Annotated in this window: 23 protein-coding genes and 3 pseudogenes; 11 read left to right on the top strand and 15 right to left on the bottom strand. The window is 58.8% G+C overall.

Translation table 11 applies throughout. The features are described 5' to 3' along the window. Window positions 1–189: 189 nt before the first annotated feature. Together ACGI6K_RS00890 and mutM are read right to left on the bottom strand one after the other, a co-directional pair. Window positions 190–793 (bottom strand): annotated as a pseudogene (locus tag ACGI6K_RS00890) (Na/Pi symporter); the annotation flags it as partial. 254 nt (window positions 794–1,047) lie between these two features. Continuing rightward, window positions 1,048–1,860: a bifunctional DNA-formamidopyrimidine glycosylase/DNA-(apurinic or apyrimidinic site) lyase gene (mutM, locus tag ACGI6K_RS00885; RefSeq protein ID WP_376945896.1), complete on the bottom strand. Its 813-nt coding sequence runs from the start codon at window positions 1,858–1,860 to the stop codon at window positions 1,048–1,050. Window positions 1,861–2,024: 164 nt separating this feature from the next. Between mutM and ACGI6K_RS00880 the strand changes: the two genes are divergently transcribed. The 7 genes from ACGI6K_RS00880 (at window position 2,025) to ACGI6K_RS00850 (ending at window position 8,709) form a co-directional block, all read left to right on the top strand. After that, on the top strand, window positions 2,025–2,585 hold the full coding sequence (locus ACGI6K_RS00880) for a type 1 glutamine amidotransferase domain-containing protein (protein WP_376945898.1): 561 nt from the start codon (window positions 2,025–2,027) through the stop codon (window positions 2,583–2,585). 115 nt (window positions 2,586–2,700) lie between these two features. Further along, window positions 2,701–4,266 (top strand): methyl-accepting chemotaxis protein, encoded by a 1,566-nt coding sequence (locus tag ACGI6K_RS00875; RefSeq protein ID WP_376945900.1) that lies wholly within the window; start codon window positions 2,701–2,703, stop codon window positions 4,264–4,266. Window positions 4,267–4,334: 68 nt separating this feature from the next. Further along, a complete protein-coding gene (locus ACGI6K_RS00870) occupies window positions 4,335–5,261 on the top strand; it encodes an ABC transporter ATP-binding protein (RefSeq protein ID WP_376945902.1) in 927 nt (308 codons plus the stop codon). Continuing rightward, the gene (locus ACGI6K_RS00865; protein WP_376945904.1) at window positions 5,258–6,019 is read left to right on the top strand and encodes an ABC transporter permease; all 762 of its coding nucleotides are present in this window, start codon (window positions 5,258–5,260) and stop codon (window positions 6,017–6,019) included. Before ACGI6K_RS00870 ends, ACGI6K_RS00865 begins: the two co-directional genes overlap by 4 nt. A 48-nt stretch (window positions 6,020–6,067) precedes the next feature. Continuing rightward, window positions 6,068–7,261 (top strand): class I SAM-dependent rRNA methyltransferase, encoded by a 1,194-nt coding sequence (locus ACGI6K_RS00860; protein ID WP_376945906.1) that lies wholly within the window; start codon window positions 6,068–6,070, stop codon window positions 7,259–7,261. Window positions 7,262–7,609: 348 nt separating this feature from the next. Then, complete coding sequence (locus tag ACGI6K_RS00855; RefSeq protein WP_376945928.1) at window positions 7,610–8,014, top strand: hypothetical protein; 405 nt, start codon at window positions 7,610–7,612, stop codon at window positions 8,012–8,014. After that, complete coding sequence (locus ACGI6K_RS00850) at window positions 8,014–8,709, top strand: RES family NAD+ phosphorylase (RefSeq protein ID WP_376945908.1); 696 nt, start codon at window positions 8,014–8,016, stop codon at window positions 8,707–8,709. Before ACGI6K_RS00855 ends, ACGI6K_RS00850 begins: the two co-directional genes overlap by 1 nt. 294 nt (window positions 8,710–9,003) lie before the next feature. Here the strand turns inward: ACGI6K_RS00850 and ACGI6K_RS00845 are convergent, their stop codons facing one another. From ACGI6K_RS00845 to ACGI6K_RS00790, 12 genes and pseudogenes are all read right to left on the bottom strand, one after another. Beyond that, complete coding sequence (locus ACGI6K_RS00845) at window positions 9,004–10,011, bottom strand: IS5 family transposase (RefSeq protein WP_376945910.1); 1,008 nt, start codon at window positions 10,009–10,011, stop codon at window positions 9,004–9,006. 18 nt (window positions 10,012–10,029) lie between these two features. Continuing rightward, window positions 10,030–10,491 carry a TolC family protein gene (locus ACGI6K_RS00840; protein WP_376945912.1) on the bottom strand — a complete coding sequence of 154 codons (462 nt, stop codon included), beginning with the start codon at window positions 10,489–10,491 and terminating at the stop codon, window positions 10,030–10,032. 128 nt (window positions 10,492–10,619) lie between these two features. After that, on the bottom strand, window positions 10,620–11,000 hold the full coding sequence (locus ACGI6K_RS00835) for a hypothetical protein (protein WP_376945914.1): 381 nt from the start codon (window positions 10,998–11,000) through the stop codon (window positions 10,620–10,622). Window positions 11,001–11,060: 60 nt separating this feature from the next. Further along, on the bottom strand, window positions 11,061–11,585 hold the full coding sequence (locus tag ACGI6K_RS00830; RefSeq protein ID WP_376945916.1) for a JmjC domain-containing protein: 525 nt from the start codon (window positions 11,583–11,585) through the stop codon (window positions 11,061–11,063). 318 nt (window positions 11,586–11,903) lie between these two features. Further along, window positions 11,904–12,161 carry a hypothetical protein gene (locus tag ACGI6K_RS00825; RefSeq protein ID WP_376945918.1) on the bottom strand — a complete coding sequence of 86 codons (258 nt, stop codon included), beginning with the start codon at window positions 12,159–12,161 and terminating at the stop codon, window positions 11,904–11,906. 21 nt (window positions 12,162–12,182) lie between these two features. Beyond that, window positions 12,183–12,329: a hypothetical protein gene (locus ACGI6K_RS00820; protein ID WP_376945920.1), complete on the bottom strand. Its 147-nt coding sequence runs from the start codon at window positions 12,327–12,329 to the stop codon at window positions 12,183–12,185. A 1-nt stretch (window position 12,330) separates the two neighbouring features. Next, on the bottom strand, window positions 12,331–12,912 hold the full coding sequence (locus ACGI6K_RS00815) for a hypothetical protein (protein WP_376945922.1): 582 nt from the start codon (window positions 12,910–12,912) through the stop codon (window positions 12,331–12,333). 36 nt (window positions 12,913–12,948) lie between these two features. Next, window positions 12,949–13,895, bottom strand: a protein-coding gene (locus tag ACGI6K_RS00810) for an IS630 family transposase (protein ID WP_394543274.1) whose coding sequence is annotated in 2 segments (ribosomal slippage) — window positions 12,949–13,556 and window positions 13,556–13,895 — 948 coding nt in all. Because the reading frame shifts where the segments join, the coding sequence is not laid out codon by codon here. Between the two features lie 233 nt (window positions 13,896–14,128). After that, complete coding sequence (locus ACGI6K_RS00805) at window positions 14,129–14,536, bottom strand: hypothetical protein (protein WP_376946335.1); 408 nt, start codon at window positions 14,534–14,536, stop codon at window positions 14,129–14,131. 57 nt (window positions 14,537–14,593) lie between these two features. Continuing rightward, a pseudogene (locus ACGI6K_RS00800) lies at window positions 14,594–15,573 on the bottom strand (IS5 family transposase). Between the two features lie 125 nt (window positions 15,574–15,698). Continuing rightward, window positions 15,699–17,144, bottom strand: coding sequence for a radical SAM protein (locus ACGI6K_RS00795; protein ID WP_376946337.1), 1,446 nt, complete (start codon window positions 17,142–17,144; stop codon window positions 15,699–15,701). A 120-nt stretch (window positions 17,145–17,264) separates the two neighbouring features. Then, window positions 17,265–17,534 (bottom strand): hypothetical protein, encoded by a 270-nt coding sequence (locus tag ACGI6K_RS00790; RefSeq protein WP_377968952.1) that lies wholly within the window; start codon window positions 17,532–17,534, stop codon window positions 17,265–17,267. Between the two features lie 499 nt (window positions 17,535–18,033). Between ACGI6K_RS00790 and ACGI6K_RS00785 the strand changes: the two genes are divergently transcribed. The 3 genes from ACGI6K_RS00785 to ACGI6K_RS00775 all read left to right on the top strand — a co-directional run bounded on the left by ACGI6K_RS00785 (window position 18,034) and on the right by ACGI6K_RS00775 (window position 19,994). After that, a complete protein-coding gene (locus ACGI6K_RS00785) occupies window positions 18,034–18,156 on the top strand; it encodes a hypothetical protein (RefSeq protein WP_394543271.1) in 123 nt (40 codons plus the stop codon). A gap of 5 nt (window positions 18,157–18,161) precedes the next feature. Beyond that, on the top strand, window positions 18,162–18,578 hold the full coding sequence (locus ACGI6K_RS00780) for a transposase (RefSeq protein ID WP_376946343.1): 417 nt from the start codon (window positions 18,162–18,164) through the stop codon (window positions 18,576–18,578). A 174-nt stretch (window positions 18,579–18,752) separates the two neighbouring features. Next, window positions 18,753–19,994 (top strand): S41 family peptidase, encoded by a 1,242-nt coding sequence (locus tag ACGI6K_RS00775; protein ID WP_377968951.1) that lies wholly within the window; start codon window positions 18,753–18,755, stop codon window positions 19,992–19,994. Between the two features lie 250 nt (window positions 19,995–20,244). Here the strand turns inward: ACGI6K_RS00775 and ACGI6K_RS00770 are convergent, their stop codons facing one another. Next, window positions 20,245–20,451: a hypothetical protein gene (locus ACGI6K_RS00770; protein ID WP_376946347.1), complete on the bottom strand. Its 207-nt coding sequence runs from the start codon at window positions 20,449–20,451 to the stop codon at window positions 20,245–20,247. A gap of 107 nt (window positions 20,452–20,558) precedes the next feature. Here ACGI6K_RS00770 and ACGI6K_RS00765 point away from each other — a divergent pair. Next, window positions 20,559–20,780: pseudogene (locus ACGI6K_RS00765) on the top strand (transposase); the annotation flags it as partial. Window positions 20,781–20,993: the final 213 nt, after the last annotated feature.

The raw sequence follows: 20,993 nt of genomic DNA, 5'->3' as shown, positions 1-20,993 counted from the left end.
GCCCAGGTCGTTCATCAGCGAGCCGGTCTGCAGGCCGTCCAGTTCGCGGCGGCGGGCGGCGGCGAACAGCCGGGCGCGGAACCGCGCGTCGAAGTCCGCCGCGCATTCGTCGAGCAGTTGCAGGCGCGCTTGCCATGCCTCGTCCGGCACCTCCAGGCGGCCGAATTCGCGCACCTCGCGCAGCATCGCCAGCAGTTGCCCGGCGAACCCGTCGAGCGGAACGCGGGTCATGTCCAGGGTTTCGCCGAAACTGGAAAAGCTCCCAAAAGCTCCCCTTGATCTGCTCGATGCCGATGAACAGCAAGCCGACGGCCAGCAGGATGCGCCCGGTCGCCCGGCTCTTCGGCCCGTCGAAACCGATCAGCACGCCGAACACCAGTAGCGGCAGGGCCAGCGGTGCGAGGTCGAAGCCGTGCCCGGCCAGCGCCAGCAGCCAGATGCCGCTGGTACTGCCCAGGTTGATACCGAAAAGAATGGCCAACCCTCCGGCCAGGGAAATCAGGCCGCCGCCGATGAAAACGACGGTCAGCAACGACACGAGAGTGCTGGACTGCAGCAGGAAGGTGCCGAAAACGCAGAACAGAAAACCCTTCAGCGGCGTGGCCATGCTGCGCCCGAGCAGTTCCTCCAGGCGGCCGCCGGCGAGCTGCTTGAGCCCTTCTTCCAGACACTGCATACCGAACAGAAAGAGCGCGAGCCCCGCGCACAAGCGCAGCCAGCCGGGACTGAGCCAGAAGGAATAGGCCAGACCAAAGCCGATTAGGAAAATCAGAAGGAATTTGAAACGACTCAAGGGCCAAAACTTCCCGTTGTCGCGCAGCGACTCGCCCCATCGGCGAGGACAGCAAGCCTATGCGGCCATCGGCATGCCGGAAAACCTGGGCCGTTGCGACAAAGGCATGCCGGCGGCATTTTCAGTCCTGCCGGTAGCCGCCGGCGGTGCAGCCGAGGCAACGCACGAAGGCCTCCCACCTCGGCTCGACGAGCGGCGCGTGCCGAGGGGCACGAGATCGGCGATGTCCCAGCCGTTGGCGCAGGGGCCGAGCCTCAGCGCTGGCAGCGGCCGCAGTAGACGCTGGCGCGCTGGCCGAGGCGGACCTCGTGCAGGGTGCTACCGCAGACCTTGCAGAACTCGCCGCCGCGTCCGTAGACCAGCAGAGTCTGCTGGAAGTAGCCGGGCTTGCCGTCGCCGCCGACGAAATCGCGCAGGGTGGTGCCGCCGCACTCGATGGCCTGGGCGAGGATGCGCCGGATCTCTTCGGCTAGACGCCGGTAGCGCGCCCGCGAGACCGAGCCGGCGGCGCGGCGCGGGTCGATGCCGGCGGCGAACAGCGCCTCGCTGGCGTAGATGTTGCCCACCCCGACCACCACCGCGTTGTCCATGATGAACGGCTTGACCGCCACGCTCTTACCGCGCGACAGCCGGTACAGGCGCTCGCCGTCGAAGTCCTCGCCCAGCGGCTCCGGGCCGAGCCGGCGCAGCAGCTCGTGCTCCAGCGGGTCGGCGCTCCACAGCAGCGCGCCGAAGCGCCGCGGGTCGGTGTAGCGCAGCGCCAGTCCCGACTCCAGCAGGATGTCGACGTGCTCGTGCCTGGCCGCCGGCAACCCGGCCTCGACCAGACGCAGGCTGCCGGACATGCCCAGGTGGCCGATCAGGGTGCCCGCTTCGGCGCGGATCAGGAGGTACTTGGCGCGGCGCTCCACCGCCTCGATGCGCTGACCGGACAGGCGCACGTCGAGATCCTCGGGGATCGGCCAGCGCAGCCGGCGCTCGCGGACGACGACCCGCTCGACGCGCCGGCCGACGAGGTGCGGAGCGATGCCGCGGCGGGTGGTTTCAACTTCGGGCAATTCGGGCATGGCGGCACGGGACGGAAACGAGCGGGCACCGACCATAGCAGGAAGGCCGTGGCGCGCAAATCCCGTTTGCCGACGAGGGGCAGAACTTTGCCCGCGGGGAGGGTCGGATTCCTTATGAACCCCGCGCCCGCAGGCGCTCCACCCAGCACTTTGGAGGTTCCGCGATGACGCAATCCCTAAAAGGCAAACGCGTGGCTTTCCTGGTGACCGACGGCTTCGAGCAGGTCGAACTCACCGGCCCCAAAGAAGCCCTCGAAAAGGCCGGCGCCCGAACTCTGATCGCCGCGGCCAAGCCGGGCCAGGTGACCGGCTGGAAGCACACCACGCCCGCCGACCGCTTCCCGGTCGAGCACAGCTTCGACACCCTGCGCATCGAGGACTGCGACGCGTTGGTGCTGCCGGGGGGCGTGGTCAACGGCGACAACATCCGCCTGGACGAGATGGCCCAGGAACTGGTGCGCAATGCGGCACGCGCTGACAAGCCCATCGCCGCGATCTGCCACGGCGGCTGGCTGCTAATCTCCGCCGACCTGGTCAAGGGCAAGACCTTGACCAGTTGGCCGTCGCTGCGGGACGACCTGCAGAATGCCGGCGCCAAGTGGGTGGACCAGCCGGTGGTGGTCGACGGCCACCTGATCACCAGCCGCCGGCCCGACGACATCCCGGCCTTCAGCCAAGCCCTGATCGAGATGCTGGGCGGCAAGACCGCGCAGTCGGCCGCCTGACGCGTCACCGGGCTCCTGGGCGAATGCCGGGAGCCCTTTCGTCGGCAGCCGCTCAAGGACGCCGGACGACAGCCGATCTAAGGGCGCCCTCAATCCGTGCAGGAAATCCCTCCCAATGCTATCCCACCGCTCCATCGGTGCCCGCCTGGGCATCGCCTTCGGTATCCTCGTTCTACTGCTCGTCTCGGCCATCGCCGTCGCCCTGTCCGGCTTGAACGGCCTGCGCGACGCGGCCGAGACGCTCGACCACAATGCCGGACTGGCGCTGAACGCCGCCCAGGTGCGCCTGCTGGCCCTGGAGGAACGACGCTTCGAAAAGGACCTGTTCATCAACCTGCACGATGCGGAAAAAGTGCAGTCCTACAAGGAGCGCTGGGACGCGATCCTGCGCGAGCTGCAGGAAACCCTGCGGGCCGGCCGTGCCCAGGCGCCCGACGCGCAGCGCCTGTACGAGGCCTCGGCCAAGGCGCTGGAGGGCTATGCCGGAGGCCTTGACGCGGTCTACCGGCGCCTTCGCGCGGGCGAGTTCGCCGACACGGCGGCCGCCGACGCCGCCATAGGCCGCTACAAGAACGAGATCTACCAGCTCGACGAGAGCGCCGCGGCGCTCGACCGCCAGGCCGCCGAGCGCATGACGCAGGTCCGGCGCCAGGTCGCCGAGCGCCTCGGCGACGCCCTCGCCCGCCTGTTCGGCTTCGCCGCCCTGGCCCTGCTGATCGCCGTGTTCATGGCCCTGTACATCACCCGCAGCATCACCGCCCCCCTGCAGCGGGCGCTGACAGCGACCCGCCGGCTGGCCGAGGGCGATCTGACTCAGGACCTCGCCGGCCACGGCCGCGACGAAACCGGCCAGTTGCTCGATGCCATGGACGAAACCAACTACCGGCTTTCCGAGCTGGTCGGCTCCCTGCGCAGCGACAGCGAAAACGTTCGTGGCCACGCCCGCGAGGTTCTCCGGGGCAGCCGGGATCTGGCCTCGCGCACCGAGGAACAGGCCAGCGCCCTGCAACAGACGGCGGCCAGCATGGAGCAAATCAGCACCATCACGCAGCAGACTGGCGAGGCTACCGAGCAGGCCGACCGGCTCGCCGCGAGCGCCGCCCGCGCGGCGCAGAACGGCGGCCAAGATGTGGAGCGGAGCATCTTGCTGATGCGCGAGCTGGCCGACAGCTCGAAACGGATCGACGCCATCATCGGCGTCATCGACTCGATCACCTTCCAGACCAACCTCCTCGCCCTCAACGCCTCGGTCGAGGCGGCACGCGCCGGCGAGCAGGGCCGCGGCTTCGCCGTGGTGGCCTCCGAAGTGCGCAACCTGGCCAGCCGCAGCGCCATTTCCGCCCAGGAAATCCGCGCCCTGATCGAGGCCATCAGCGAGAAGATCGGCGAAGGCGCCCGCCAGGCCGAGTACAGCGGACAGAGCATCCGCGAGACGGTAGAAGCCATTCACCGACTGGCCGCCCTGATGCGGGACATCTCCGCCGCCAGCCGCGAGCAGCGCAACGGCTTCGGCCAGATCAACAGCGCCATCGGCCAGATAGACAGCACTACCCAGCGCAACGCCACGCTGGTGGAACAGTCCCGCGCCGCGGCCGCCGCCCTGGAGGAGCAGGCGGCGAAGATGCAGCAACGGGTGGCCGTCTTCAGGACGCGCGAAGACCGCACGCCGGCGAAAGCCTGAAGCGCCCAGGTGCGACGCGGGGGGCCAGCTGGCTAAAATCGGCGCACGCCAATCACCGGGAGATTCGTGTGCAGCCAGCCATTGCCATCCATGGCCTGTCCAAGACCTACGCCTCGGGGCTCACCGCGCTACGCGACGTGAACCTGGAAATCCGCCGGGGCGAAATCTTCGCCCTGCTGGGTCCCAACGGCGCGGGCAAGACCACCCTGATCAGCATCATCTGCGGCATCGTCACTCCCGGCGAGGGTCGGGTCCTGGCCGACGGCCACGACATAATCGCTGACTACCGCGCGGCGCGCGCCGGGATCGGTCTGGTGCCCCAGGAGCTGTCCACCGACGCCTTCGAGAACGTCTGGGACACCGTCACCTTCAGTCGCGGCCTGTTCGGCAAGCGGGCTGACCCCGCCTACATCGAGAAGCTGCTGCGCGAGCTGTCCCTGTGGGACAAGAGGGACAGCCGCATCATGGCCCTCTCGGGTGGCATGAAGCGCCGCGTGATGATCGCCAAGGCGCTGTCCCACGAGCCGCGAATCCTCTTTCTCGACGAACCCACCGCCGGGGTGGACGTGGAGCTGCGGCGCGGCATGTGGGACATGATGCGGCGCCTGCGTGACAACGGCGTCACCATCGTCCTGACCACCCATTACATCGAGGAGGCCCAGGAGATGGCCGACCGCATCGGCGTAATCCGCCAGGGCGAAATCATCCTGGTGGAAGAGAAGAACGCGCTGATGGCCAAGCTCGGCAAGCGCCAGCTCACCCTGACCCTGAACGCGCCGCTGGCGCGGATTCCGCGGATGCTGCAAGACTACCGCCTGGAGCTGTCGGAAGACGGCGGCCGGCTGATCTATACCTACGACAACCGGGAGCACGGCGACGACATCGCTCGTCTGCTGCAACGGCTGGGCGAGGCCGGCATCGAATTCAAAGACCTGAGTTCCTCGGAAAGCTCCCTCGAAGACATCTTCGTCAGCCTGGTGCACTCGCCCTCATGAATCTGTACGGCATACGCGCGATCTACCTGTTCGAAATGGCCCGCATGCGGCGCACGCTGATGCAGAGCGTGGCCTCCCCGGTCCTCTCCACCGCCCTGTACTTCGTGGTATTCGGTTCGGCCATCGGCTCGCACATGGTGAGTATCAACGGGGTCAGCTACGGGGCCTTCATCGTCCCCGGCATGATCATGCTGGCTCTGCTCACCCAGAGCATCTCCAACGCCTCGTTCGGCATCTACATGCCGCGCTTCACCGGCACCATCTACGAGATCCACTCCGCGCCCATCTCCTACGTCGAGATCGTGTTGGGCTACGTCGGCGCGGCCGCCACCAAGTCCATTCTGCTCGGCGCCATCATGTTGGCCACGGCGCGGCTCTGCGTGCCCTTTCAGATCGAGCATCCGCTGTGGATGGTCGCCTTCCTGGTGCTGACCGCGGTCACCTTCAGCCTGTTCGGCTTCATCATCGGCATCTGGGCCGATGGCTTCGAGAAGTTGCAGATCGTCCCGCTGATGATCGTCACGCCGCTGACCTTCCTGGGCGGCAGCTTCTACTCCATCGACATGCTGCCGCCCTTCTGGCGCACGCTGTCGCTGTTCAACCCGGTGGTCTATTTGATCAGCGGCTTCCGCTGGAGCTTCTACGGCGTGGCCGACGTCGGCCTACCCCTCAGCCTGGGCATGACCACGCTCTTTTTAGTCCTGTGCATGGCCGGCGTGCGCTGGATTTTCCGGACGGGCTACCGGCTGAAGAGCTGAAGCGGGGCCGCCCTCCGCTATACTCCGCGCTTTTTGCGAGAGAGCCCCATGTCCCTGCCCAGCCTGCGACTGAAAGCCAACGCCGAGCGCCGTCTGCGCGCTGGCCACCTGTGGGTCTACAGCAACGAGGTGGACGTGCTCGCCACCCCGCTGACCGCCTTCCAGGCTGGTGACCAGGCGATCCTCGAGGCGGCCGGCGGCAAGGCCCTCGGTATCGTCGCGCTGTCGCCGAACAACCTGATCTGCGCGCGGCTGATCTCCCGCGATCTCAAGCATGCGCTGGACAAGTCGCTGCTGGTGCATCGCCTGAACGTCGCCCTGTCGCTGCGCGAACGGCTGTTCGACGCGCCCTGCTACCGCCTGGCCTACGGCGATTCCGACCTACTGCCCGGCCTGGTGGTCGACCGCTTCGGCGACCATCTGGTGGTGCAGCTCGCCTCCGCCGCCATGGAGCGCCACAAGGACGCCGTGATCGAGGCGCTGGTGCAGGTGCTCAAGCCGCGCGGCATTCTGCTCAAGAACGACTCCAGCGCCCGCGACGCCGAAGGGCTGGAACGCTACGTCGAGACTGCCTTCGGCGTGGTGCCGGAATGGGTGGCGCTGGAAGAGAACGGCGTGAAATTCGAGGCACCGGTGCAGGGCGGCCAGAAGACCGGCTGGTTCTACGACCACCGCCTGAACCGCGCGCGCCTGGCGCCCTACGTCAAGGGCAAGCGGGTGCTCGACCTGTTCAGCTACGTCGGCGGCTGGGGCGTGCAGGCCGCGGCGTTCGGCGCGACCGAAGTAATGTGCGTGGACGGATCGGCGCTGGCGCTGGACGGCGTCGAGCGCAACGCCGCGCTCAACGGCGTGGCCGAGAAGATGGCCTGCGTCGAGGGCGATGTGTTCGAGGCGCTTAAGGAACTGAAGGCCGCCGAGGAACGCTTCGACGTGGTGATCGCCGACCCGCCGGCGTTTATCAAGCGCAAGAAAGACCTGAAGAACGGCGAGGCCGCCTACCGCCGCCTCAACGAGGCGGCCATGCGCCTGCTGAACAAGGACGGCATCCTGGTCAGCGCCTCCTGCTCCATGCACCTGCCGGAGGACGACCTGCAGAATATCCTCCTCTCCAGCGCCCGCCACCTCGACCGCCACATCCAACTGCTCGAACGCGGCGGCCAGGGCCCCGACCACCCGGTCCACCCGGCCATCGCCGAGACCCGCTATATCAAGAGCCTGACCTGCCGGATTCTGCCGAGCTGAGGCAGCTCCGTCCGTAGGGTGGAAAACTCGCGCAGCGATTTTCCACCGCCGGCGCGGCGGTTAGGGATGGAAACAAGGCTTTATCCTGGGCCGAGCGGGGATGCGGGGCATGGGCGAATAGCTGAGGACAGTGCCACAAACCGGCCGGTCATGGCAGACAGAGCGGCCAGATACAACCGTCGTGGAACCAAAGCTATGTGGATGCCCCATGTTTAATGCTGCCGTCTGAATCGACCATGATTGCGCGTTGACGTTCAGAGTCCTTGGGGGGTTGCCTGGAGCTAAACTGAATCTGCAGATTAAGATATGCTAGATTTGCATCTAAGGATGCATATTGAGGTGCTCGCGATGACAGTAACTATCCAGGCCCAGGACTTTTCGAAAAGCCAATGCGTGGCTGGCCTGCGCGCGGCGCTGAACATCCTAGACAAATGGAAGGCTTCCTGCGAACAGGCTTGCCGGATCTTGCGCATTTCGCGCAGCACCTACACCCGGGCCAGGCAATGCGATTCGGCGTGGACGGTAAGCTTGGACTCCGATCAGATGCAGCGCATCAGCATCGTGCTGAATATCCACGCGGCGCTGCGCCTCGTGTTCGACAACCCCGAAAATGTCTATGGCTTCCCCTCGATGGAGAACCGCAACGAGTTCTTCAACGGGCGCGCGCCGCTCGACGTCATGGCCCAGGGCGACATGATCTCGCTGTACGAGACGTTCCGACGGATCGATACGCTGCGAGGTGCCCAGTGGTAATGCTGAGCAGCCTTGCCCTCCTGGGTGGCGAGAGCCTGCAGGCCCACCGCCTGGTCAACTCCAAGTTTCCGCCCATTGCCTTGTTCGATGACGTTGCCGACGAAGCGGACTTCGAAGCGCTATATCGGCTTCAGGCAATGACGAATCCACGGTTGCAGAACGAAATTGGCCGGCTGGAGCTGATCCCTCGTGGCGAGATCCCGTTCGGTATTCCCGGATGCTCGTATGCAACAGCGCCCTTTACCCATGTGAACCCAGCCGGCTCGCGCTTTAGCAATGGCAGCTTCGGCGTGCTGTATCTGGCCGATAGGATGGACACGGCGATTGCCGAGGTGCGCCATCACCAGGAGCGCTACTGGTCGAACGTGCAAGGCCTCAATTACGATCGCTTTGTCTTCAGAGGACTGACCTGCAGCTTCACGGATGCCAGGATGAGGGACGCTACAGGGGTGCCGCTATCGGACCCCATATATGCCCCCGACGATTACACCCACTCCCATCAATTGGGAAACGAAGCGAAGCGAGAGGCATGCCTAGGCCTGCATTACCACTCGGTCCGTTCTTCAGGCAATGTCTGTTGGGCGCTGATGACACCGCGCCCCGTTACATCGATCATCCAGACCGCTCATTACGAGATGATCTGGAGCAACCGAATTGTCGGTGTCAATCGCATTACAACGCCAGATAGCCGATAGGATGCAAAAACAGCCTGTGATGGCTGGCAAAAACCGGCCAGGAGCGGTCAGTTGCGGCTGGTGGACAAGTAAACGTTGTCCACCTTACACAGATCAAAAGTTCGTGCAAAATGGAAAACTCCCAAGCTCGGCATTCCCATTATTCAGCCTGCTTGACCTAGTAGGGCACCTCTAAAAACCGCCATTCGAATCATGCTGAGCGATGAAATACACTCGTGCTTGCAGCAGAGCTATTCGTCAGGCCTGACGCTCACACGGTAAAGCGACCCGAGGCAGCCCGGCCAGAGGCCTGGATCAGGCCATTTCCAGCAGGCTGCTCATCCGTTTCAGGTTGTACACCGCCGATTTGAGCGTCAGACCAAACTCAGCCCGTGCCAGGCCGATGCTGCGCACGGCCTTGCCGCCCATCCGGGCCAGGCTGGCAAAGACATGTTCGACTCGGGCTCGGGGACTGGCTATGCGTTTGTTTCGTGCCTTGTCCCGTTCACCGATCGGCTTGCCGGCCTGGCCCTTGCGCTGGATAGATGGCCTCCAGCCGATCAGGTGGAGCCAGCGCTCCCGGGGTCTGTCGCGATAGCCGCGATCCGCCCAGACGTCCCGGCTGCTGTTGCCCCGGTCGAGCACATCCACCCAATGCTGGGTATCAGCCTCGCTGGCATCGCTTACCTTCACGCAGCGGATCAGCGTGTGCCGGCGATCCACGCTGACCGACAGCTTGTAGCCGAAGTACGACTTGCCGTGTTTCTTCGTCCCGCGCGCCTCGACATCCTTTTGCCGGCGCTTGGCGGGCGACCATTCGACCGGTAGGGCCTGCGCCTTCACCATGGCCTGCTCATCGGCCGTGTCGTGCTGGATCGGTGCCCGGATAATGCTGACATCGATGATCTGCCCCTCGCGAGCCCGCAAGCCGTGCTCCTGCAACTGGCGCTGCACCTCGGCAAGGATCCGATGCTCGACGTAGGCCTGTACCAGGCGCTCGCCAAAGACCCAGATCGTGTTGCGATCCGGCACTCGGCCGGCGTTTTTCAACCCGGCAAAACGCTGGAAACTCATGCGCTCGAGCAGTTGGAACTCCATCTGCTCGTCGGACAGGTTGAACAACTGCTGGAGCACCAGCAGGCGCGTCATCAGCTCTGTTGGATAAGGCGGCCGACCGCCCTTGGCGCGGCTGGGGCGAGGCGCTCTGCGGTCGATCTCGGCTGCCAGGGATGCAAAGTCCACATGCTTGTCCAGTAGAGCCAGTGGGTCGCCCAGGCTATCGAGTTTGGCTTCACGTTCCTGGTCGGCAAACAGACTGAACATCGGCACGCTCCGGAGGGATCAACAAACCGTCGAGTTTACCCTCGGGACGCGAGGGTGGTTTTGCGAAGATAGATCGTCATGGGCCTGCAAGACGGCGACGTAGTGTTCCGCCGCTTTCATTATCAAGTCCTGTTCGTCAGCTAAGAGCTTGAGAAGGGCCTGATCAAGCTTCTTTTGCGCACCGGTGTAGCCGTACCAACGATCTGCCCTAAATAGCGGCTGAGTTAAATACACTTTGTACACCGCCCCCGCGCGCTGTGTGTCTGTGCTTTGCTGAACTCCACTGGTGCTGGTCTGGGAAAACACACTTTCGGCGGACAGGCTTGGCAACAGCGTCGCACGCGCTTGAGGAAGCAGCTCTTTCGTAGCCGAGAATTCATGTCGGGAAACGGCAATCTGCGAGTTGTTAGCCGATGCTTCCTCATAAACTTTCAGGAATCCGTCGCCTGGGGCACTTGTCGCGCAGGCGCAATTGGCCAAGAGGCCAAGAGGCCAAGAGGCCAAGAGGCCAAGAGGCCAAGAGGCCAAAAAAAAGAATATGACGCATCGTTACGCCCAGAACGGAAATTATGAAATTACGGCCTTCCCTATGGAAGGCCGTGACCCACTCAGGTGTAAAGCACTACTACACCGGCGGCGATCAGTGCACGCAAGTGTACAACGAACGCGGCTGGTTCGATCGCGCACTCCGACTTCAAGCAAGCGAGGCTGCGCCCTTGGGTTGAGAGATGCTTGCCGATAGGATGCTCTTTCAACACGTAACCTTCGACGCTTACCTCCAGCCGAACAGATATTTCCTCAAATGGAGAGGCCCATTTGATGAGCACGTCTTCGTACTGCTCCGTTAACAAGCCGTAGTACATCGCGAAGTACAATCCGTTATCGACATTTTCTCTGTTATACACATGGTTTTCGAACGACTGAAAGTTGTGCTTGTCCAGAATGCTCTCGCACATTTCGGCCAGCATTGCCTCGTCGAGGTCGTTCACCCCGTCCAGATCGAGCGTATTTCGAAATGCGCTGTCGCGAGACAGCACATTTGCCGTGAGCTAGTTCAGATAGTCGATTACATAGGGCTTACGCACTCCGACTGCTGCATGGAAACAAGGGCCTTCCGAAGGATATGCGCAATGCCACCAGCCGCGAGGGATATAAAGAATGTCTCCCGGTTCGGTGATGACATCCATCCAGGCTTCGCTCGGACAGTCATCGCGATGGTTCACACTTTTCTGCCCGACTATCGGATTCCTGAAGGTCGGAGGGAAGATCACCCAGCGCTTGCAGCCCAGCAGTTGCGAGGCAAAGACATCGTGACTACCCCAGTGATTGCCAAATGCGCTGTCGCCGGAGCTGGCAAGATAGCCGTTTGCCGCCACCTGACCTTTCGCAATATGCGCGAGCTCGTTACATAATCGCTTGATCCGTAACGACTTCTGCTCCATTCGATTGAGTACCAGCGTCGCTCCCGAATCGAGTCCGGAATAGACACAGGCTTTGTTGAATGTGCGTCTGACCAGGCCGTAATGATGAGATGTTTCGGCAAATTCGTTTTCCGGCACGAGCCGGTCTTTCATGAAGCGCACATTCTTGGAGTCGACATCGACTACATAGAGAAGTTCGTCCAGATCGTTCCAAGAAAAAAGTCACTGCGAAACGCGGATTTCAACAACACGGGGCGTTGCTGGAAATATTCAGCGCGGAATTTTTTGGCCGGAAAATTCAGATTCATCAGTCTTGATCCGAGCCTGGTGGCAATATGTCGATTGGAAGGAGAGTGACATTTGCGTCGGGCAAGTAGGAGCTGTTGGTAAACCAGTAGCCGTGGGTCGATAAATAGACTAGATCGTACAGGTCGAAAACATGGGCGCCATAAGGCATGTTATCGTACGAGGTCAGATCCATGTGAAAATTGCTCGCACGGAAATTTTTAACCCCTGCGAACTAACAAAGTCTGTGGCATTAGGCCCGTCATGATGCTTGATGTAAATGTATTCATCAACTGTAATGCCTGAATTTTTTACAACCGGATTTTCGTAGTGAGAGGTGAAAGTGGTGATATCGCTAAAAAATGCCGCGATCTGATTGGCGGTGTTGTTTTTCGCCCCCAGTGAAGTGTGCGTAGACCAACTATCATTGTTGTAACCAAACATGCCTGAAGCTGTAACTCCAGGCTACGGGTTGGTCATGTTTAAACCCAGCGAGGACTCCAGAAAAGCAACTTTTATTGCAAGTTCGACCTGCGAATCGCCAAAACCATGGCCCTTACCATAGTCAATGATTAACTGCGCGTTTGAAAGTTGGGTTGAATTCAAGGCCATCTCAATTTCCTTTACATGCCTGCGTGTGCAAGGCGTTCAGCTTTATTTTTAGGCCCCGACTGAAGTTAGCTGAGTTTTTTTCGCTCAACAGCTTGAATGCTTCACACTGTTGGACGAGTTGCAGCCGAGACTGCTCTATCAAACGTAGGGTCTCGACAACATGCTGCTCTGTATTGATTTGTGCAGCTAGGTAGTTTCTCAGAACGCTGCGATAAATATTTCTGGACTGTTCGTCCTCGGCGGGAATGAAACCGAATATACTGTCATCCATTGTCAGGCGATAAACCTTGAAGTTCATGATCTGATCGGGATCGGTCTGCGCCGTTAGGAAATAATCAATATCATGAAGCGATCTTATCGCTGCGCCCATCTGGCCGAAATTCAATGCGGCAATGGTTGGGTTGCTGCCAAGTCGGCCAATTACTTGTATTGTCTCGTTGCGGCCAGCACCGTTATTACCACAGATCATAGGCAGCGCGTGACCATTTACTTGGAGTGTTGAAATTGATGGTAGATTGGCACAGCCTGGTTGCAGCGTGGTGTTGAGATTGATCAGTTGCTCATAGCTGTTGGATAGAATCAACCGTGCGGCCGAATGGCTGTCTAGAGCATTTTTACCTTATTCTGATTCATATCCGGCTCCCTCGAAGTAGTGCCTGCAGTCCTGCGCCGAGAACTGCGCAATCGCCTCGCCAATGCTCTGCCACAGCTGCGGCACGGTCCGCGCCGCCGCCTTTCGCAGCAGCGCCTTGAGCTTGGAGAATGCCCTTTCGATCGGGTTCAGGTCGGGGCTATAGGGAGGCAGGTAGCGCAGTGTGGCTCCTGCGCCTTCAATGGCCTGGCGTACCCCCGCCACCTTGTGGGCCGGCAGGTTGTCCATCACCACGATATCGCCGGGCGTCAGCTCGGGAACCAGGACCTGCCCGACATAGGCCAGGAAGGCCGGGCCGTTCATGGCGCCGTCGAGCACCAGCGGAGCAGTTAGCCCATCCACGCGCAGGCCGGCGGTAAAGGTCGTGGTTTTCCAGTGACCGTGAGGGACCGCGGCCAGGCAGCGCTCGCCGCGAGGGGCCCAGCCTCGTAGGCGGGCCAGGTTGGTCGCGGCGGCGGTTTCGTCGACGACGATCAGCTTGCGCCAGTCGAAGCCGGGTTGTTCCTCGAGCCACTCCTGTCGCGCTGCCTGGACGTCCGGCCGCTGCTGCTCGGCCGCATGCGCGGTCTTTTTTTGAACGTCATGCCGTGCCGGTCGAGAAACGTCCATACCGTCGCCAGGCTGACCCGAATACCGCGCTCCCGCTCGAGGGTTGCGGCGAGCTCGGCCAGCGTCAAGTCGGGGGTTTGCTCGAGCAGGCCGAGCAGGTAGTGCGCATGGGGATCGAGCCGCAAGCCCCGGGGCTTGCCCTGTCGGCGGGCGACGAGTTCCCCGCCTTCCCGAAAGCGCCGTACCCAGACGATCGCCGTCGCCGTGCCGATGTCGAATCGCTCGGCAGCCTGCCGAGCCGACAGCCCGCCCATGGCCGCGTCGACGACGCGTCGGCGAAGATCGGCACTGTATGCTCGAGCCATTCTGGTCTCCTTGTCTGAGCGGGAGAGGAGGCCCGAAATGACCAGGAAGAGCAACCCCTGTATGTCGAATTCGTGTTTTCAAAAAATGCTCTAGTTCCTCGGGGGCGAGATTGCGCTTTGCATATTCAATCTCTAGGTCATCGATCTTCGCAGATTCAGCGAGAGAAAGTTGGCTGAAGAGAAGTGCTACGACTAAACATCCGTATATTCTTGATTTGTGCATCTTATGGTCTTCAGACTGCTTGGTCTATGTTTTTCAGTACCGGTAAAAATATGATTGAAAGAAGAGTTTTTTCTTGCGTCGTCATATCTATTGATGCCGACATTCCCGGTTTTAGCCTACTGCCTTCTCCACCGAGTTCCCAGGCACCAATATCCGCTTCCAGAACGTAATGGCGTCCACCATGTTCTCTACCTGCAACAGTGGTGTCCTCTTCCGAGTCGGCGCTGATCCAGCTCACCGCACTCTTGATTGCACCAAATATTTGGTACGGATAGGCATCCACTTTAATTGAGGCAGGGGCGCCTGTCGTTATCAAAGCGATATCCTTGGGATGGTCTGAAGTAGTCATGTATTTCTGGCTGACTTCAGCCCCCGCCGACTCTGAACGCGGAGAATCGATCAAAAACGATCGGATCATCCGCTCGCTTCTGCGTTTTTAGCCACCACGAGCACGTCGCGGCGACCGTTTCCCGCATTACAGGCCCACCTCTCCTGCATTCGCCAGTAAATGTCGGCGCGCCATCCAAAGGTTCGATAGGGCGAACAGCGCCACCAGCTGTGCGGTGTTCTTCACCAGCCCTCGGAAACGCACCCTGGTGTAGCGAAACTGCCGCTTGATCACCCGAAACGGATGCTCGGCCTTCGCGCGTACCTGTGCCTTGGCTCTCTCGATCGTGCGGATCTGCTTGTAGAGCACGCTGTGTTTGCCATGTTTCTTGTAGGTACTGCGCCGGACCGCGATCTGCCAGATGACCTGACGCCCCTCATGTTCGGGGCGCTTCTCGACCCCGGTATAACCGGCATCGGCACAGACCACGTTTTCCTCGCCATGCAGCAGTTGGTCGACCTGGGTGACATCCGCCACGTTGGCCGCGGTGACCACCACGCTGTGCACCAGGCCCGATTCATCGTCGGCGCCAATGTGCGCTTTCGCGCCGAAGTAGTACTGGTTGCCCTTCTTGGTCGAGTGCATTTCCGGGTCGCGCTTGCCGTCCTGGTTCTTGGTCGAGCTCGGTGCATGGATCAAGGTGGCGTCGACGAGGGTCCCCTGGCGCAGCGACAGCCCGCGTTCGCCCAGGTAGCCGTCGATCACCTCCAGTATTCCTCCGGCCAGTTCGTGCTTCTCCAGCAGGCGGCGAAAGTTAAGGATCGTGGTCTCGTCCGAGATGCACTCCAGGCTCAGCCCGGCGAACTGTCGCAGCAGAGTGGTTTCGTACAGCGCCTCCTCCATCGCCGGATCGCTGTAGCCGAACCCGTTCTGCATCAGGTGCACACGCAGCAGGGCTGCCAGCGGATAGGCAGGCCGACCGCCTTCGGCCTTGGGAGAGTGGGGCTCGATCAGGGCAATCAGCCCTGCCCACGGCACCACCTGGTCCATTTCGAGCAGGAAGCGCTCGCGGCGGTCTGCTTGCGCTTGCCGGCGTACTCGGCGTCGGCGAAGGACAATTGCTTCATCGGAGAACTCGGGCAATGGGACGGACGTATTTCAGCAGAATCGGGAAGTCTTTTTCAGGATTTCCCTAACGTGGAATAAGGCAACACCGGCATAGGACCGGTGTCAGATGAATTCCTATTACAACTTATTGATTGGTTTTTCCTGAGCCAATACGGGCCTTTAGATTATTTTCTCGACGCATGCGTATATGTTGGGCAACTATTAAAGGCTCATATTTATGATGAAACTCGCAGTTGTCGAGCATAGCTTTGTCACGGTTATCTCTTCGGTCTCTCGCACAACCGCCAAGACAAACTGGAAAAGCCCGACATTGTCGGCACTCGGAATTCGTGGCTGGATTGTAATTCGACCAATACAAGGCATTCGAGTTACTTTGATCCTTCTCTTTTCCAAGAAATCCAATTGATCGGTTGTCAGTGTCGCTATCCAGTCCACATTTGTGGAGTTGTCCGTCAAAACTTATAATCCAGCCTCTCTCGCTAAATGCACCACACGCCGTGGTAATTGGCTGTGGAAATCCATATAGACGTTCTCCGGCCACTGAAAGGCCGCGAGTGTTAAGGAGGTCAAGCCATTTTTGATAAGCCCTATAGAATTCATCTGGAAAACATGCCTCGGATAACGACCATTTTCCTGTGGCAGCATTCGTAAAGTCAGTTACCATTGATAGATATGGATAGAATTGCAAGTCTGGCGACAACCAGCCGCGTTGATCGAACATGTGAAGCAGCGAGAAGGCCTCTTCTAGATTGTTTCGATCAACGTTTATTCTAAGGCGTATAGCAACGCGACCAATGACATGCTCAATGCCGGATAGGGTGTCGTCAAACGATGATTTGGCAATAATATTATGTGACGGCCCTTTCCATGGTCTTCGTGCATCATGGGTCGATCTTTTACCATCAAGCGTGATTTGTATTCGATCTATTCCCCAGGATTCAAGCTGATCTGCAATTTCAGTATCTAGAAGTGTGCCGTTCGTAATAAGGTGCGCGCGGTATGGAATCGCCTTTTCGGCACAAAGCTCAATGAAGGTGCTTGATAGCCTACCTATCGACCTTCTTGCCAAGAGCGGTTCTCCTCCGAACCAGTCTACGCTAAATGCAGGTATATTACCTGAGTCTAAATGGCTTTTAACGAAGCTTATCACTTCGTGCTCTGTCTTCCGACTCATCAGACCTTTTTTCTTGCCAACAAAGCAATAGCTACAGCCAAGATTGCATGAGAAGGTTGGCGTTATAGTCAGCACCAATGGAAATTCATCTATTTTTTTACTGTTGATACGCTTTTCTAAGTCGGCTAATTCGTCGAAACCATATTCGACTACCATTCCTCCAGCGATAAGGGCACCGCCCAAGGGGATGGCAGAGTCCCCCAGCAGGTGAAAGTCTATAGTGTCTTGCGTACTGTTTAGCAGGGCTTTTATTCGTCTGAAATCATTTTCGCCAAAATCTAGGCATGCTCCAGTATAGGCATTATAAATTGCCCCACCTCCGCCCATAGCATCAATGGGTAGTATCCAGTTATATTTAGAGGGCTTCCAGTGAGTGGGTTGATGGCGGCAATCCATGGCTCAATACCTGTGCGCGAAATAGCTTGCCTATATGGCTGATGGTCAAAGGGAACAGGCCCCCTCGTCGAGTAGTGCCTGCCCTTGAGGTTTAGAAGTGCTGAGATATTTCTCTATGCACTAGGCGGCCTTTTGGCGCAATGAGTTCTCCACCAACGCTTCGGATAATGCGAGATGGGCTTCGAACTCTTCGATCGACATATCATCCATCAACTTCAAAGGTGGAGCAATACAGGCGCTACTTCCATAGCAAAAGCTAGCCTCTGTTCCCGGGCGAACCTTATGGTTGATGCTGCCAGGAATTTCTACCCATTCAAAATTTCCTTCGTTTTTCATTGTAACTTCCATAATAAATGAATGATTGATGTGCTTTTGAAGCACATTGACCATAACATTTTTATGGGTATTTGCAAACCTGAATAATATTTTTATTATATAGAAAAATCATGAAAGGATATATTTTTATTGCATTGGGTTTTTTGCAGTAAAAATTGCTTGCATATCGATATGCGTATGCATTACGACATTAATACTATAGCAATTTGCAATTTTATTGATGGCTCTTCATGGATTCCAGACAGTTCAGGACATCCCGTTTGACTGGGACCGGGCCGGCTAAGCTACGTGCTCCGATGAGGCCCCGAGTGTCAGCCGATGATCCACCTTCAGAACCGGCTGGACGATACCCCATGCTACGAGGCGGTGCGCGCGCAGCGCTGGCCCGAGCGGATACGCGGCCCGGATCACCAGGCAAGGTCGCGACCCGACCCAGCCGGCACGGCAGAAGTATCGCCGCACCGTCTGTGGGCGCTACTTCGATGAGCTGACCGGAACGGTGTTCGCCGGTCACCATCAGCCCCTGCGGGCGTGGCTGGTGTGTTTGTACCTGATGCGGCTGAACGTCTCCAACCGCCAGACTACCCAGGAATTGGGCCTCGATGAGGGTGATGTGCAGCGCATGACCGAGCAACTGCGCGCTTGGGGATGGTCCAGCGTGGCGGACAGGTGGTGATCCAGATGCTGGTCAACGTCCAGCAGCAGACTATCGAACCGCTGATCCAGGCAATGATTCGCCCAGGCACTCAGGTCTACAGTGACGAGTACGGCATCTATGGCCGCCTGTGCGAGTGGGGCTACGAGCATCGCACGGTCTGCCATGGCCGGGGTGAGTACGCGCGGGACGAGGACGGGGATGGCCTCCATGAGGTGCATGTCGACACGATTGAAGGCGTCTGGTCACTGTTACGCTCCTGGCTGCGTCCCCATCGGGACCTCTTCCAAGAGAAGTTGCCGCTATACCTGGGCTTCTTCCAGCTCGTCCACAACGTCCGGATACGGGGCAAAGGGCTGCTTCAACCCCTGCTCAGTGTCCTCTGGCGTAACAGTCCGGAATCCATGAAGAGCCTTATTGAGAAGGTAGGTTTATATGATTGACGTTGCGCATGTATGTAAGTCCGAGTCGTGGGACTGCCATCATGGCTACTGAGGTTGATATATTTGATTGAGTGAGTTTTGAGCATCTGGATATTGAATTTTTATGATTGGAAGCAAGCAGGCTTCTAAAATTGGTAATCAATGAGCTTGAGGGAGAGTGGTGATATGCGGAGATTGAGAGTTGCTCTGGGTATCCTTTTGGTTGTTTCCAGTTGTGCCAGAGCTGAAGAGTCACCTTCGGCAATATTCGATCAGTTTTGGCGTGTGGCAAAGGAGAAGGTTTATCCTCATGATTTGGTTGATGTGCACTTTACGGATGCTCAATATCAACGCTTGCATGAGCAGGCATCGTCGATGGCTAATGTTTATGAGTTGACACCGTTGATTAATCGGCTTTTAAGCGCCCTTCATGTATCTCATACGCAGTTCTATGATGATCAGACGATCGATTTCTATCTTTTCAGGTCGATGTTTGATACGCGAGATATCGCTAAGCCAGAGGTAAACCATATCGGTGCTCAGTTTATGGTTGATGATGGGCAATATATTGTTCGCGAGGTCTTGAATGGATATCCCGCAGAGCGCGCAGGACTCAGGCGCGGAGATCGTTTACTAAAAGCCAATAATGCGGATTTTCACCCGTATCGATCCTTTAACCCAGAAGGTCACGATGTTCGTCTGCTGGTTCAGCGTAATGAGGAGGTCATGACTATCGTGGTCAGTGCGGTCAGGGAAAATCCAAACCAGTCATTCGAACGGGCCATTTCAAATAGCATTCGGACCTATGAAAAGGATGGTCGGCGTGTAGGTTATGTCAGATTGTGGTCCGGAACGCACAAGGATATTTTAAAGACGTTCCATGATGGCGTGACGGAGAGGTTGGGGAAGGCCGATGCCATAGTTCTGGATTTGCGTGGAGGTTTCGGTGGCGCATGGTATGACTATCTGGATTTGTTTTTTGCCGACCGAAAAGATTACTTCAGTTTTTCTATCATCAATCGAAAAGAGACCTTGCAGCACAAGGCGGAGCCGCAGATAAATAAATGGCATTTTGATGGACCGATGGTCGTTCTTGTCAATGAGGGTACGCGATCTGGCAAGGAGGCGCTTGCCTATCAATTCAAGAAAACGGGTAGGGCTTTATTGCTGGGAACTACTACGCAGGGGGCATTTTCATTAGGCGAGGCGATTTTCAATGACAGGGATAAGCCGTACTTTTTACTCCTTTCTTCAGCTGAACTGCGATTGGATGGTAATAAAATTGAAGGTGTCGGTATTAGTCCAGATGTTCAAGTAGAATATGATTTAAATGAAAGCTCACCTGTCGATCCTCAGCTTGAGGCGGCTGTTCAAGCTGCCTTTGCCAGAGTGCCTTTACCTGGGAGGCTTAATGCTATTCCCGTACCTCCGAGATGAATATATATTGCGCAGCGATCGACAAGGGCCGAGACATGGCCCTTGGTTGCTACGAGCTGTGCCAACTACAAATGAGGAGGGGATTGGAGCTTGGAGGAGTCTTGACAGGCAGCCGAAGCTCGGAAACAGTTAACGGGCAATCCGTTGGCCACTGACGGCAATAGGGCACCTCTAAAAACCGCCATTTGAATCATGCTGAGCGATGAAATACGCTCGTGCTTACAGCAGAGCTACCCTTCAGGCTCGACGCTCACACGGTAATACTGCCCATCTGGGCCAGGCTGGCAAAGACCTGTTCGACCCGGGCTCGGGGACTGGCCATGCGTTTGTTTCGTGCCTTGTCCCGTTCACCGATCGGCTTGCCGGCCTGGCCCTTGCGCTGGATAGATGGCCTCCAGCCGATTTGCCGGCGCTTGGCGGGCGACCATTCGACCGGTACGGCCCATGGCCTGCTCATCGGCCGTGTTGTGCTGGATCGGTGCGCGAACGATGCTGGCATCAATGATCTGCCCCTCGCGAGCCCGCAAGCTGTGCTCCTGCAACTGACGCTGCACCTCGGGCGTCGAGGAGAAGCTCGCTATGGTTCGCGAGAGCTTAGAGCCGGGACAAAGCGTCTCGGTGGTGGCTAGGTGCAACGGCATCAACCCCAACCAGTTGTTCCATTGGCGCAAGCTCTACCAGGACGGCAGCCTGTCGGCGGTCACTGCCGGCGAAGCCGTGGTGCTCGCTTCGGAGCTGGCCGATGCCCTGAGGCAGATCCGCGAACTGCAACGCATGCTGGGCAAAATTAGAATTCGCTGAAGAATCCGCCATTCACCGTCGATCAGTATCTGGAGATGCTACTCAAGCACGAGCTGACTCAGATCGTGCAGGCAGTTCGGCCTTATCTGACCTTCATGTAGCTAGGCGCTCGTCCAAGCCTGCTCGACTCGGGTCTGTCGTGATCGGCTGGGTCGCTTCCATTCACAAGCAGCCGAAAGGTCCAGCCTCTTTCCTGCG

It is taken from the genome of Azorhizophilus paspali (assembly GCF_043587585.2).
Lineage (GTDB): Bacteria > Pseudomonadota > Gammaproteobacteria > Pseudomonadales > Pseudomonadaceae > Azotobacter > Azotobacter paspali.
The sequence above is the reverse complement of the archived record's forward strand: the minus strand, read 5'-3'. Positions and strand labels throughout refer to the sequence as shown.